This window comes from Mesorhizobium sp. BR1-1-6 (assembly GCF_020165355.1).
Taxonomy (GTDB): domain Bacteria; phylum Pseudomonadota; class Alphaproteobacteria; order Rhizobiales; family Rhizobiaceae; genus Mesorhizobium.
In genome coordinates this window covers 102,565-115,682 of record NZ_JAIUHZ010000017.1, presented here as the reverse complement: position 1 = coordinate 115,682, position 13,118 = coordinate 102,565, and the positions used below count along the sequence as shown (strand labels likewise).

11 protein-coding genes are annotated in these 13,118 nt (G+C 60.9%); 3 read left to right on the top strand and 8 right to left on the bottom strand.

Features of this window, described 5'->3' with window-relative positions:
* Positions 1–2,237, bottom strand: a 2,237-nt coding sequence (locus LB545_RS24650) for a DUF5801 repeats-in-toxin domain-containing protein (RefSeq protein WP_224705987.1), incomplete at its 3' end; no start/stop codon positions are given.
* A 323-nt stretch (positions 2,238–2,560) separates the two neighbouring features.
* Between LB545_RS24650 and LB545_RS24645 the strand changes: the two genes are divergently transcribed.
* The gene (locus LB545_RS24645) at positions 2,561–3,529 is read left to right on the top strand and encodes a transglutaminase-like cysteine peptidase (RefSeq protein ID WP_140515173.1); all 969 of its coding nucleotides are present in this window, start codon (positions 2,561–2,563) and stop codon (positions 3,527–3,529) included.
* Positions 3,530–3,657: 128 nt separating this feature from the next.
* On the opposite strand, the gene LB545_RS24640 is transcribed toward LB545_RS24645, so the two are convergent.
* The 7 genes from LB545_RS24640 to LB545_RS24610 form a co-directional block, all read right to left on the bottom strand.
* Positions 3,658–4,293 (bottom strand): ribbon-helix-helix domain-containing protein, encoded by a 636-nt coding sequence (locus LB545_RS24640; protein ID WP_140525160.1) that lies wholly within the window; start codon positions 4,291–4,293, stop codon positions 3,658–3,660.
* Entirely contained in the window at positions 4,283–5,572 is a 1,290-nt protein-coding gene (locus LB545_RS24635) for an HlyD family type I secretion periplasmic adaptor subunit (RefSeq protein WP_140497322.1), read from the bottom strand. The genes LB545_RS24640 and LB545_RS24635 overlap by 11 nt, the downstream gene beginning before the upstream one ends.
* 45 nt (positions 5,573–5,617) lie before the next feature.
* Positions 5,618–7,750 carry a type I secretion system permease/ATPase gene (locus LB545_RS24630; protein ID WP_224705986.1) on the bottom strand — a complete coding sequence of 711 codons (2,133 nt, stop codon included), beginning with the start codon at positions 7,748–7,750 and terminating at the stop codon, positions 5,618–5,620.
* 40 nt (positions 7,751–7,790) lie between these two features.
* Positions 7,791–9,239 carry a TolC family protein gene (locus LB545_RS24625; protein ID WP_140515176.1) on the bottom strand — a complete coding sequence of 483 codons (1,449 nt, stop codon included), beginning with the start codon at positions 9,237–9,239 and terminating at the stop codon, positions 7,791–7,793.
* 388 nt (positions 9,240–9,627) lie between these two features.
* Positions 9,628–10,041: an MAPEG family protein gene (locus LB545_RS24620; RefSeq protein WP_140497328.1), complete on the bottom strand. Its 414-nt coding sequence runs from the start codon at positions 10,039–10,041 to the stop codon at positions 9,628–9,630.
* Between the two features lie 75 nt (positions 10,042–10,116).
* The gene (locus tag LB545_RS24615; protein WP_140623827.1) at positions 10,117–10,605 is read right to left on the bottom strand and encodes an SRPBCC family protein; all 489 of its coding nucleotides are present in this window, start codon (positions 10,603–10,605) and stop codon (positions 10,117–10,119) included.
* The gene (locus LB545_RS24610; protein WP_140623825.1) at positions 10,602–10,955 is read right to left on the bottom strand and encodes an ArsR/SmtB family transcription factor; all 354 of its coding nucleotides are present in this window, start codon (positions 10,953–10,955) and stop codon (positions 10,602–10,604) included. Before LB545_RS24610 ends, LB545_RS24615 begins: the two co-directional genes overlap by 4 nt.
* A gap of 225 nt (positions 10,956–11,180) precedes the next feature.
* On the opposite strand from LB545_RS24610, the gene LB545_RS24605 reads away from it, so the two are divergent.
* Both LB545_RS24605 and LB545_RS24600 read left to right on the top strand, forming a co-directional pair.
* Complete coding sequence (locus LB545_RS24605) at positions 11,181–12,071, top strand: D-amino-acid transaminase (RefSeq protein WP_140623823.1); 891 nt, start codon at positions 11,181–11,183, stop codon at positions 12,069–12,071.
* 16 nt (positions 12,072–12,087) lie between these two features.
* Complete coding sequence (locus tag LB545_RS24600; protein ID WP_140515179.1) at positions 12,088–13,116, top strand: P1 family peptidase; 1,029 nt, start codon at positions 12,088–12,090, stop codon at positions 13,114–13,116.
* Positions 13,117–13,118: the final 2 nt, after the last annotated feature.

Sequence of the window (13,118 nt, the reverse complement as noted above, 5' to 3'; positions counted from 1 at the left end):
GTGTCGATCCCAGCCGGGGTGCTCGTGGTCGCCGTCTCGTCAAGCGCTACCGTAACGCCGGTGGCGGCGACAGCCGTCACCTTCGGCCCGTCGTCGTCGAAACTGATCTGGCCCGAGACGTCGGCGCTGGCGCTGGCGGAGTCGCCATCGCTATCCGTGATCGTGACCTTCACGGCCAGCGAGCCGGCGGTGAGTGCAACCGTGTCGTCGGGATTACCGGTGTCGGAATGGTGGAGCGACAGATATTGCTCGACGGTCACCTTGCCGGTGGCCGGATCGATCGACAGCGCGAACGCGGCCTCGCCCTTGAACGCGCCGCCCTGCACGACTCCGACAACCACTCCGTTCGCAAGCGTCTGCAAGGTGATCGTTGAGCCGTCGGTGACGGTCAGGCCGGAAACGGCGTTCGTGACGCTCAGCTGATAGACGGTGGCGGTGCTTGCCGCCGGGCCGTCGCCGCCGAACAGCGCCGTCACATTGACCAGGGCGCCGTTGCTGGTGCCGGAGGTGATCGCCCCGGTACCGCCGATATCGGGATCATCGCCCTTGACGATGGTTCCCGTGTTGATCGCAGCCGCCATGCTCAAGGCCTGCGTTTCGTCGAGTGAGACCACGGCGCCGGCGTCGGCGACGACTGTCACCAAAGGTCCATCGTCGTGGAACTGGATCGCGCCGCCGATCTGGGCACCGCCGAATGCGCTGTCGCCATCGAAGTCGGTGACGGTCACCGAGGCTGTGATCTTGCCCGAGAGAGTCAGCACGTCGTCATGGGCAGCAGCGCTCGATCCATCGACAGTGTGCTCCAGCGGAGCGTATTGGGTGACCTTAAGCGTGCCATTGCCGTTGATGACGATGGTAAAGGCGGTGTGGGTGCCGCCGTTCTGATAAGTGCCGGTGACCGTCGTCGCATTGGTCTGCTGCAGCGTGATCGCAAAATCGCCAATGGCCGTCTTCAGGCCCGAATCGAGCGATGCGACATTGCCGGTCAGGCCCAGCGCATAGGCGATGCCGCCGCCGGCGGCGGCGCCGTCGGCACCGAAATTGGATGCAACGGAAATAATCGGGTTGGCGCTCGTCACATCGATCGGAAAGCCAGCCGGCGAACCAGCGTTGCTTTCATCGAGCACCGCGGAACTGGCTGCCGTGTTGCCCACCGTCAGGGCAGGGCTGTCGTCCTCGACGATCACGGTCATGTTGGCCGTTGCCGAGCCGCCGAACGGGTCCTGCACGGTAACCGGGACGACGATGGAGAGGTCATCCTCGAAGCCGGCCAGCGGGTGGTCGAGGGGACCGAGCAGGGCGATCTGGAAGGTTCCCGTGCTCGCATCCGTGATGGTGACGCTGATCACAACGTCCGATCCGACCCTGCCGACGAGATGCGTCGAATCGACCAGTTCCCACACGACGTCGGTGCCGTGCGAGGTAAGCGTCGTGGCAGGCACTCCGAGGCCGTAGGTCAGCGGATCGCCATTGGGATCCGTAGCGCCGAAGCTGCCGTTGATCACCGAAAGATTCGATTCGTCGAAGGGTGAGCCGGGATCGCCGTCCGGGTTTGCGCCGGAAAGCCCTTCTTCCGACACGCGGACGGTGAGATCGCCAAATTCCGGGTTCGCATTGGGAAGGAACAGTTCCCGCCTCTCGGCCTGCCCGAACTGCAGATCGGTCGGCGGCAAGAGCGCCGAAAGATCAAATCCATCGCCGATGCCGCCAGGAGGAATTTCAAAATTTCCACCGGCGCTCGAGGTCGAACCTCCAGGGCCAGCCGACATCGAACCATCGGCGCCGAAGGCGACATCCACATGGCTCGCCTCGAGCGCGGCGATCAAGGCGACGCGCGGCACCTCGACATCGCCAAGGACGAAGGTCGGCACGTTGAGCGCGCCGTCCTTGATCACGATAACCGAGCCGTCGGCCTGTTCGAGCACGAGATTGTGGCCGTCGACCTTGATGTTGTCGATCGAGACGTTCGCCGGAAGCTTCACGACGTTGCCGGCGTCGGCGACGTATTCGTGCGGCGCGGCTGCCGCCTGGGCCTTCGCCTCCGCGGGTGCTTCCGCCGGCGCGCCACTGCCCACATCGACCGGCACTGGTTCGGCCGCTGCCGGCGCGGCCTGTTGCGTCGAAGCCGCCTGTGCGACCTGGAACTCTGCCGGCGAGGTCTGGTCGTGACGTTCACTGGCCATGGAATGCTCGTCCCACGAACCCGAAACGGCGTCCAATTCGTTATTGATGGTCATTGCTTGTACCCCTCCGGCATTTCCCCGAAAGAGACAGCGGCAACCATTACTTTGCAACCGTCCGTCAATCTACTTTATATACCATTATATGCCTACAATGGCATTTTTTACGCGTGGTAAACTGGGAGCATATATTCTGTTATATAAGTCGATATGTGCCGGTGCGGATGAGGCCTCGCCCCCTGTTGTATGGTAAATAGAAGTATAAATTCAAATAAAATTTTACGAAAAATAGCGGAAACAAGTTTCGTCGCCATTATCTACCTTCATTGCCAATAATTTGAGACAAGATCGGTACCGTCCACAGTCAAAAGGTGGGCGTTATGAAAAAAGAAAAAACCGCGCCGGGAACAGCCGGCCTCAAGCTACTCTTGCTGACGATCAGCCTCGCAGGCCTGCCGCAGCCATCGCTCGCGAGCGTCCATTTAGAGGGCACCGCTTCGGTCGGCGGGCTTGTTGAAGACGTGCGGATGCCGCCCAGCCTGGGCGGCGTTTCCCTGGAAAGATTCCAGCCTTGGCGACCGGCGGTAGGATACCAGCCCGACCTGGTTTCCATGAGTTACACGATCGACGATGCCCAAGCGGGCGTTGCGCCGGCGCCTGCGAATGTCGGAATTGATCCCATCAAGACGGCAACGATTATCCCCGGCGTGTTCGGCTCGGTCGCGTTGTCCATGCATAACTTTCCCGTCGCCGCGCGGTGGGCACCGGTCTACCAGGCAATTGTCGGCTGCTCGGCGGGCAGTGCCTGCGAGCAGAAGAGCGCGGCTTTTGCCAGGCTGATCTCGTCGGCACAGGGCAAAGGGTTCAGCGAGAAACTGTCATTCGTCAACAGCGGCATCAATCACCTGATCGCCTACCGGAAGGACAGCGTCATCTATGGCAAGCTCGATTACTGGGCAAAGCCCACCGAGGTGCTCGATAAGCGCGCCGGCGACTGCGAGGATTTCGTCATACTGAAGATGACGGCGCTGCTGAGGGCCGGCATCCCCGCGCAAAGCATGGCGTTGGTTGTTCTCCAGGATCGCAGGCGGGGATTCTTCCATGCGGTCCTGTCGGTAAGCACGGCAAGTGGCGTGTTCATTCTCGACAGCCTCAACAACACCGTGCTGCGCGACAGCGATCTCCCCGATTATGTGCCGCTTTATTCCTTCAGCACGGACCGAGCCTGGATCCATGGTTCGAGATCGGGCAGCGCGCAGGTCGCGGAGATCAAGGGCGGTTTTGCAGGCGTCGCGCCCGGCGAGGGATTGCAGCCCGACACGGCTTCTGGAGCGCTTGCCCGTCGGTGAGCAACCGCGGTTCGCCGGCTTTTATGGAAAACGCCGAACCGCTCTATCTCTTTGTTTTGCGCAATTCCCAAGGGAAAGCGCTACACGCTTTTCCCGGGAAGCGTTTCGCACTTTTCCTGGAACTGCTGCTAGCCGCTGACGAATGCCATCAGCAGGTCCTGCCCGACCAGCGGTGCTCGCACGGCATTCAATTGGCCACGATATCGGCGTTCGCCGGCGCCGATGACGAACCCGCTGGCGACCGGAATCTCGCCATTGGCATCCAGCCGCGCGAAGATGTCCGCCACGTTGAGATCGAGCGCCAGCCTGAGATCCTGACGGCCGTCATCGCTCGGCGCCGTCGGCAATTGGCGCTTTACCAATTGTTGGAACGGAGCGTTGAAGGTCAGGATCTTTTTCGATGATGAAAGGGCGAAGGCGGGCGAGGGGCAGGCGACCAGTATCGCGGTGATCGTCCTGATCGATGCAAGCCTCTTCAACGTCAGGTTTTCTTCCGCCAGATCACGAATGCAAGCAACCCTGATCGCCGATGTCAGATTGCCGGCCGGAGGCTGGCTCTCGGCGATCTCATCGACAAGCATGCCGATCGTGCATTTCCGGTTTTCCGCCATCTGCCTGAGCGACGTCCAGAACGTCCGCTCCAGGCGGATGCCGCGGCGGATGCCGCGGCGCGCGACAACCCGGAACTCCATGCCGAGGTCTTCCGCGGCCATCGGCACGAGCAACCGCTCGAGAACAGCGGGAGGCGTGGCGCTATCGTTCACTCATCGCCTCCTCTCGTGCCTTGTTGATGGGTTTCAGCAGGTAGGTCAGGATCGTCTTGCGGCCGGTCTTGATGTCGACGGAGCAGATCATGCCCGGGATGATGGAATAGGTCTTGCCATCCCGCGTCAGCGTCGACCTGTCGGTCGCGACGCGCACCTGATAATAGGGCTCGCCTGTCTTCTGGTCGACGAGACTGTCGGCGGTGATGTTCGAGACCTTGCCTTCGATGCCGCCGAAGATCGAGAAATCATAGGCGGTGACCTTGATCAGCGCCTCCTGATCCGGCCGGATGAAGGCAACGTCGCGGGGCGAAACCCGCGCTTCGACCAGCAAGGTCTCCGAAGTCGGAACGATGCCGGCCACGACCGCGCCGGGCTGCACGAAGGCGCCAACCGTATTGATGTCAAGCGTGTTGACGATACCGTCGACTGGAGAACGGATGTCGGTGCGGGCCACCTTGTCGGTCGCGCCGCGTATGGTTTCATCGACCACCGAGAGATCGGCCAGCGCCTGCGTCAGGTCGCTCAGCGCTTCCTGTTGCAGCTGCAGACCGAGCTCATCGACCTGAAGCTGGGCCTCGGTGATGGCCGATTTGGCTTTCTTGGTGGTTTCTCCAGCAAGCGTCAGCTGCCCGTTGAGCTCTGTCTGCTCGCGTTCAACCCGGAGTTGCTCGGTTCGCGCCATCAGGCCTTTCTTGACCATGGCTTCGACCAGCTTTGCCTCCTGGTCGCTGACGACCAGATTCTTCGTGAGGCGATCGGAATTGGCCGTCGCCTCGTCCAATTCCTTCTCGCGCTGATCGAGGCGCGACTTGAGAACCGACAGCTTGACTTCGAAGTTGTCGCGGCGGGCGACGAGCAGCTTCTGCTCGTTGTCGCAGATTTCCGGGGCGACTTTCTGGATTTCGGCGGGACATGGAAATTCGCCTTGCAGATCGCCGCTCTGCTCGAACTTCAGCCGTGCAATGCGGGTCTGTAATGCCCGTGCCTTGGCCTGTTGCTCGCCAAGGCTGGAGGTGTTGAACGTATTGTCGAGGCGGATGATGAGGTCGTTCTTCTTCACGACCTGCCCGATCTTGACGGCAATTTCCTGGACGACGCCCGGCTCGCTGGCCTGGATGATCTGCGTTTTGGAAGCAGGTATGACCTTGCCGTCGCCGCGTGCGATTTCATCCACCTCGGCAAAGGACGCCCAAGCAACGGAAGACACGAAGAGTGCACCTATGATAAATATGGACGCCGACGCAAAGAGCGGCGGCCGGTCTTCCCTTGCAAGCATTTCCCACGGCCCCAACGCACTGAATACTTTGATGTTTTTCGTTCTTCAGGTGCTTTTTTTCTGCAGCGCCTGTATCACTTGGTCCTTTGGTCCATCGGCAACGATCCTGCCTTGCTCGATGACGATAAGCCGGTCGGCAAGTTCGAGCATGCTGAAGCGGTGCGTCGAGACGATCAGCGTGGTGTTTCGATCGAAAGCCACTTTGAGCTGCTTGATCAATTGCCGCTCGGAAGCCAGATCCATCGAGCCGGACGGCTCGTCCAGGAAGACGACTTTCGGTTTCGTCAGCAACAGCCGGGCGATCGCCATCGTCTGTCTCTGGCCGCCCGAGAGATTGGTGCCGCGCTCGCCGACATTCATGTCATAGCCACGCGGGTGGCGGGAGACGAAATCGTCGACGCCGGCGGCCTTGGCCGCTTCGACGATCTGCTCATCGGTCGCCTCCGGACAGGCCATCAAAAGATTTTCCTTGATGGTGCCTGAAAACAGATCGTTCGCCTGCGCGACGATGCCGACGGCGGCGCGAACCTCGGAGGGGTGGTATTGGCGGATGTCGATGCCGTCCAGCAGCAGTTCGCCGGAACTCGGCAAGAAAAGCCTGCCGATCAGCCGCCCCATCGTCGTCTTTCCCGATCCTATGCGGCCGATGATGCCGATCCGCTCCCCCGGCTTCACGGAGAAATTCAGGCCGGTCAGGACTTCGTTCTCGGAGCCGGGATAGGTAAAGCCGACGTTCCGGAACACCATGGCGCCGTTGCGGACGGGCCGGTTGACGAAGCCCACAGTGTCCGGACGATCCTCCGGCTGAGCCATGATCGAATTCACCATCCGCAAAGAGAGCATGGCCTGGCGCAATCTGGACAAGGTGATGGCGATCTGCCCGAGCGGGGCCACAGCCCGGCTGGCCAGCATGACGGTGCCGATGATGGCTCCGGTGGAGACATGTCCTTCGGAGAAGGCGTAGGCGCCGGCCACCACCAGCGCGACGGTGACCAGCTGCTGGATGGCCTGCGTTATGTTGCCGGCGGCGGCCGAAAGCTGCTTGATCTTCTCGGAGGTGTTGGAGGCGTTTTTGGAATGCTCTCCCCATTTTCGCAACAGGTAGGCTTCGGCGCGCAGCGACTTGATCGTCTCCAGCGTGGAAATGGATTCGACCAGCAGCGCCTGGCGCTGCGAGGCCTCGTTCATGGAGGCCGCCACACGCCTGCCGATGCGCCGCTGCGTGACCAGTCCGACGATCACCGACGCGACGAAGGCCAGCGCGGGTATCATGACCAGCCAGCCGCCTATCGCATAGATGACGAGGAGAAAAACAAACACGAAAGCCGTGTCGATGAACACGCTGATGGTGTTGGACGTGAAGAATTCGCGCACGAATTCATATTGGGTCACGCGATTTGCGTATTCGCCCGTCGAGCCCGGCCGTGCCGCCAGAGACGAGTTCAGCACCTTCTCGAACAGCATGTATGAAATGCGCAGATCCGCCTTGCGCCCGGCATAGTCGATGAGCGATGCCCGGGAGGTCTTTAGCAGCAGATCGAACAGGATGACCGCGCCGATGCCGATGGCCAGCACCCAGAGCGTCGATATCGCTTTGTTCGGCAGGATCCTGTCGTACACGTTCATGGTGAAGATCGGCGAGGCGATGGCGAGCAGATTGATGAACACCGCCGACAGGACAACCTTCGAATAGGTGCCCCAGAACGGCCCCATCGTTCCCGTCAGCCAATGTCGCCGCTCGATTTTCGGCGCCGAGCCGACGCTCATGGCCTCCGTCGCGTTGGCGTAGGTGATCGAGAAGGACGCACCGCCGCTGATATAGCTGTTGGCCAGTTCCGACCGGCTGATCGTGGTGCGCCCGTCCTCCTGGGGAGCGGTGAAATATTCGCCGGCTTCACCATCGGCCAGCAGCGCGACCGGCAGCTGGCTGACGCGAAAGACGATCGCGGGGAGGTCGATGCGCCCCCGAACAAAGTCGCGATGGCTGAACTCGGTTATTTCAAGGCCGACGCGCTCGGCAAGATGCCGGATCGCGTCGATGTCGATGCGCGTTTCCGCCAGCGGCACGCCGGCAAAGAGCACGGTTTCGGCGCTGGGGCGGCCGAGATATGCGGCGACGGCCGAAAAGCAGGCCTTGAAAGCCTCTTTCGGTGACAGAATGTTGGGTTGCTGGTTCACGATCCGCCCGCGGGGACTCTCGATCGATCCTTAGGCCCGCCTATTTTTTCCTGACCGGTGCCAGAATATCGAACGGCACGTCGTTTTTCTGTTCCGAGGGCGTGCGCGCATAGGTTTCGGTGTCGGCCGTTTCCGGCGCGGCGAACTCGGTCCGCGCGTATGCCGTAGCCTGTTTTGGCGGGTGGACGTCCATCGTTTTCAGCAACTGCCCGGTCGCCGCCAGAAGCCGATATTGCGCGAAAAGGGATGCGTAGGACGCGGTGTCGGCCAGTGTCGCGGTGTTGAATCGCGTGTTCTGCGCATCGAGCACGTCGAGCAACGAGCGCTGACCGACCTTAAACTGTTCGCGATAGGACGCGACCAGCTTTTCGTTGGAGACTGCTTGTAGCTTCAGGGTCTTGGCCAGATCGGCCTGCCGGAAGCGACGATCCCATGACGTGCGAACGGCTTCCTCGATCTCTCGGAGAACCTGGTGCATCGCGAGCCGCTGCTCGCTGGTGCGGCGGATCTGCTCCTGCTCATTGGCCTTGTCGATGCCGCCCCGATAGAGATTCCAGCGCAACACCAGACGTGCCTGCAGATCGGATGCGTCTCCATTGTCGCCGTCAATGTCGTAGCCCGCCCGGGCAGAGCCTTCGGCAATGATCGAAGGGCCGTATTTCGCGCGCGCCGCGTCCACCAGCGAGGCCGCCGCGGCAATATCGCTGTTGGCCATGTGGACGCGCGGGTTGCTCTCGCGCGCAAGGCCCAGCGCATCGTCCAGCGACCTTGGCAGCGTGCCGGACACGTCGGCCGGCCTCGCTGCATTGGTCAGCGGCTTGCCGACGGTCTTGAAAAACCGTATCCGCGCGGCCTCCAGTTCCTCCGACGCTTCCTGCATGCGGGCCTTGGCCGCGAACAGCCGCTCCTCGGCCTGTTGCCGGTCGGCTTCGTTCAACCCGCCGCCGGCAATGCCTTCCTGGATGTCGTGGAGGATTGCTTGATGGAAGCCCAGGTTTTTCTTTGCCTCGGCAACAATCGAAGCCTGGAGCATGTATTCGAGGTAGTCCTGGACAACAGAGAGACCGATGAATTCCGACCGTTCCAGCACCCGAAACGACGCGCCATCGACGCGGGAGGCCTGGCGGTTCAATTCTGCGCGCCTTGCGCCGCTGTCATAGAGCGTCTGCGAAACGGTCAGGTCTGTTTCTGCCGGGTAAAGCGCGTCGTCCTCTATCGAGAGTGCGCGCCGTGATGAATTGTCGAGACGACGAGCGCCAGCCGACGCCTGCAGGTCGACGCTGGGCAAATAGAGGCCCTTTGCCTGACGCAATTCGAACTCGATCGCTTCGCGATTTTCTATGGCCTGGCCGATCTCCGGATTGGATTCGACCGCTACCGCCACCGCCTCCTTGAGCGTGAGGGCGTTCGCCCCCCCGCAAGTCAGCATCGTAGCCGCCATCAAAAGACCAAGGCGCTTGCCTATGGCCGACATGCCAGTTCTGTTCATTTAGCCCACCCGTTTCCCCAACGCCTTCCTCAAGGCGCTTAAGCGGGCCAACCCCAGGCCCACCATTGCCGAATTACCCGATATATTCAGAAAATACGTGAGCGAATATTAATTTAGGCGACTCTAAATGGGTTTTCCCAGTCATGAGCAGCGACATGTAGCAAAAATAACACATAACAACGGGGCCGATGGGGGTGGGAGAATGCCGATCGGCTGCAACGAAAAATGCCTTGGTTGGAGCGGTGAGGGCACTTTTTGAAAAATCGCGCAGTGGTTCCCAACAGTTGGACACGCTTGCCCGGGCCGAGACGGTGGCGCTGTTGCCGAACGGGGATGCCGGACGCGGACTATAAAACGGATGTAGCCTCCGATAAGTGCCGACAACGCGTCAATGGAATGCTGCCCATCCAGTCACAAGGATAAGGGCAAGCGTAACCAGCGCTCCCGAAACGTACAGAACCGTCCTGACACTGCCTCCCTTTGCGGCGTTTCCGCCACGTAGGTAGATTCCCAGATGAATCAGGCGTATCGCCAGGTGCAGCCCCACAAGCGCTGCCAAAGTGGTCGGTCCAACACCAACCATCATCGCCAGCACCGCGGGCACGACAAAGGGCGCCAGCGCCTCAACCGAGTTCATGTGGACGCGGTCGATCCTGTAGAGCCTGTTGTGGTCGTCCGCCGGGACTACCGGTCCTGAAAGTACCCCTGCAAATCCCTTGGACGAACCGGAATAGACCGCCAACACCACCGACAGTAAACAAAGCGTAAGCACGCCGAGGATGCTTAACCAATAGACTTCCATGTTGTCTCTGCTCCTGGAATCTCAGTGGGCGATACGGTGCTTGCGAGTCATAACCCATGAACTGCAACGCGGTTGTCAGGCTGCCCGATGGTTGAACAGGCCGTGGAACCGTTGCAGGTAGAGCGGCCAGCCCTGATCGCTATCAACTGCACCCCTCACGCCCTCCCAGCCTTGCCCATGGCGCTCGAAATGCCGGTGCTCGATCTCAACCCGGGTTCTGTTCTCGGTCTCGGCCGTGAATCGGACCTCCCATTCGCTCGTCTTGTTCGGGTCGGTCTCGATCTGCCACCGAGGGCTGATGTCCCAGCTCAGAACCAGCCGGCTGGGCGGATCGTAGGCCAACACACGAGCCCAGCGGCACTCGCTGCCATCCACACCTCGGTCGTAAACGTGCCCTCCGACCCGGGGTTCGAAGATCGTTTCTGCGATCGGAACGGCAAGAAGATTGTGCTCTCGAGGTTTGAATCTCCCGAAATCCTCGGTGAAAACCTTGAAGGCACGCGCAATGGATGCCTCGACGACGACGAAATGCCTTACCGGCGCGAGTGCGGGATCCTTACTCATGCTTGATCCTTTTTTGGATACTCGACGGCTAATTTGTAGCCCGCCAGGGCCTTGCTCCAGAACTGGTCGATTTCCGCGCGCAGGCCTGCCAGCCCATCCTGATCGATACGGTATATGCGTTCCTTGCCCGAGCGCGTGTCGGCCACAAGCCCGGCAGCCTTGAGTATCTTCAAGTGCTGAGAGACAGCCGGCCGGGTTACAGGCAGGGCACGAGCAAGTCCGCTGACCGAGCAGGGCTGTTCGACCAGCAGTTCGAAGATCGTGCGCCTTGTCGGATCTCCGAGCGCTGTCCAGTAGTTCGCGTTAGTCACCACTAACGCGAACTTAAATCGATGGCCGCGATCTGTCAATATCGGGAGGTCAACGATGCGTCATCCAAGCCTCCGTCCGGCTCCGCGGATTAAAGGAAACCATTTCAGCGACCTGCGCTCGCTCGTGGCGTGAACCATGCGGCCGTCGCAGGGAGTGCCCGTTGCGCTTTGACGTGATCGGCATACCGAATTGCATTTTTTGAATTGGTCTTTGCCGACCTGCCTTGGCATTTATCGAGCAGTCAGTTGATGCTGGGATCGAGGATGGCCAAAGTGGCGCAAGTCTATTGCAATCGGCGTTACATGCCCGAAGACGAGGCGCGCATCGGTCTCTTCGATCGGGGATTCCTCTTTGCAGACGCGGTCTACGAGGTGACCGCCGTGATCGGCGGCAGGCTGATAGACAATGATTTCCATCTCAATCGTCTCCAGCGGTCGCTTGCCGAGATATGTATTCCCATGCCCGTGACGCTGCCTGAGATGGAAGCCATTCAATTGGAACTGATCTCGCTCAACGAATTGGATGAAGGAACGGTCTATCTCCAGATTTCGCGCGGCGAAGCCAAGCGCAATTTCCTGTTTCCCGATGATCTTGAGCCGACCATGGTCGCCTTCACAAGCGCCCGCAAACTCGTAGGAACCAAGGCTCAGGCCGAAGGCGTCGCCGTCGACCTGGCGCCTGATCCGCGCTGGGCACGGCGCGACATAAAGACCGTCATGCTGCTGGGGCAGGTTCTGGCAAAGCATGCTGCAAGCGAGAAAGGCTTCGATGATGTCTGGTTTGTCGAGGGTGGACAGGTGACCGAGGGCGCATCGGCGACGGCTTTCATCGTTACGCACGACGGCCGTGTCATCACTCGCGCCAATTCTCAAGCCATCCTGCCCGGCTGTACGCGGCGAGCAGTGGCGCGTCTATGTGAAGACCAGGGCATTTTGTTTGAAGAGCGTGCGTTCTCGCCAGAGGAGGCGTTTTCGGCGGCGGAAGCGTTCCTGACCTCCGCCTCCAGCCTGGTCACCCCCGTCATCCGTATTGCCGGCCACAGGATCGGAAACGGCCAACCTGGTCCATTGACACGCCGCCTGCAGGAAATTTACGTCCAGACAGCTTTTGCAGAGATGAACGGGCATGCGGCCGGAAGAGCGGCCCTTGCTTGATGAGTGGGATGTGAAAATGGGCGCGGCACGGCGTTTAGGCCTTTGCATGGGGCGGCTGCCGCCCGGCCCGAACAATGCGATCACGGACGTGCCGGGTGTCCTGGTCGGCCATAAGACGATCATCGCCGACGGACTTGCGACAGGCGTCACCGCCGTCTTGCCCCATGGCGGCGACCTGTTCAGATCCAAGGTCAGGGCGGCGGTCGATATCATCAACGGTTTCGGCAAGTCCGTCGGGCTCATGCAATTGTCCGAACTGTGCACGATCGAAACGCCGATCCTTCTGACCAACACGTTCTCGGTCGCACCATGTGCGGAGGCGCTGATCAAGCGTGCCATTGCCGCCAACCCGGAGATCGGGCGCAAGACCAGCACGGTCAACCCCGTCGTTTGCGAATGCAACGACGGCGGCATCAATGATATTCAGGCAATGGCGGTCACCCGGCATGACGCCGAAGCGGCGCTGGATGCCGCGAGCGCCGGTCCGGTCGAACAGGGCAGCATCGGCGCCGGCACCGGAATGACGTCGTTTGGCTTCAAGGCGGGTATCGGCAGCGCGTCCAGGTCTGTCGAGATCGGGTCTCGCGCCTTCACGCTTGGCGCTCTGGTGTTGTCCAACTTCGGCAGGGCAGGGGATCTTGTCCTCCCGGATGGCCGCAGAGCCGATCCCAAAGGGCTCGGCGAGCCTGAAAGCGGGTCGATCATCATCATTCTCGGCACGGATATTCCTCTTGACGACCGGCAATTGAACCGTGCCGCCAGCCGGGCCGGCGCCGGCATTGCCCGCCTCGGTTCGTATTGGGGACACGGCAGTGGCGATATCGCCATCGCCTTCACGACCGCCGATCCTCTGCCGCACGTCTCGCCTTCACCGTTCATTTCGATTTCGCGTGTCGATGACAGATACATCGACCTCGTTTTCGAAGCGGTTGTGGAAACCACGGTCGAGGCCGTTCTGAACGCCCTGTGCGCCGCGCAAGGCGTGGTTGGACGAAATAGACGCAGGATTCCGGCGTTGACCGACTGGCTGAAGGAGCCCCTTTGAGC

Excerpts from the sequence above, each read along its gene's own strand:
- LB545_RS24645 (WP_140515173.1), top strand. The coding sequence starts at position 2,561 with ATGAAAAAAGAAAAAACCGCGCCGGGAACAGCCGGCCTCAAGCTACTC.
- LB545_RS24635 (WP_140497322.1), bottom strand. The coding sequence starts at position 5,572 with ATGCTTGCAAGGGAAGACCGGCCGCCGCTCTTTGCGTCGGCGTCCATA.
- LB545_RS24615 (WP_140623827.1), bottom strand. The coding sequence starts at position 10,605 with ATGAGTAAGGATCCCGCACTCGCGCCGGTAAGGCATTTCGTCGTCGTC.
- LB545_RS24600 (WP_140515179.1), top strand. The coding sequence starts at position 12,088 with ATGGGCGCGGCACGGCGTTTAGGCCTTTGCATGGGGCGGCTGCCGCCC.
- LB545_RS24605 (WP_140623823.1), top strand. The coding sequence starts at position 11,181 with ATGGCCAAAGTGGCGCAAGTCTATTGCAATCGGCGTTACATGCCCGAA.
- LB545_RS24620 (WP_140497328.1), bottom strand. The coding sequence starts at position 10,041 with ATGGAAGTCTATTGGTTAAGCATCCTCGGCGTGCTTACGCTTTGTTTA.
- LB545_RS24625 (WP_140515176.1), bottom strand. The coding sequence starts at position 9,239 with ATGAACAGAACTGGCATGTCGGCCATAGGCAAGCGCCTTGGTCTTTTG.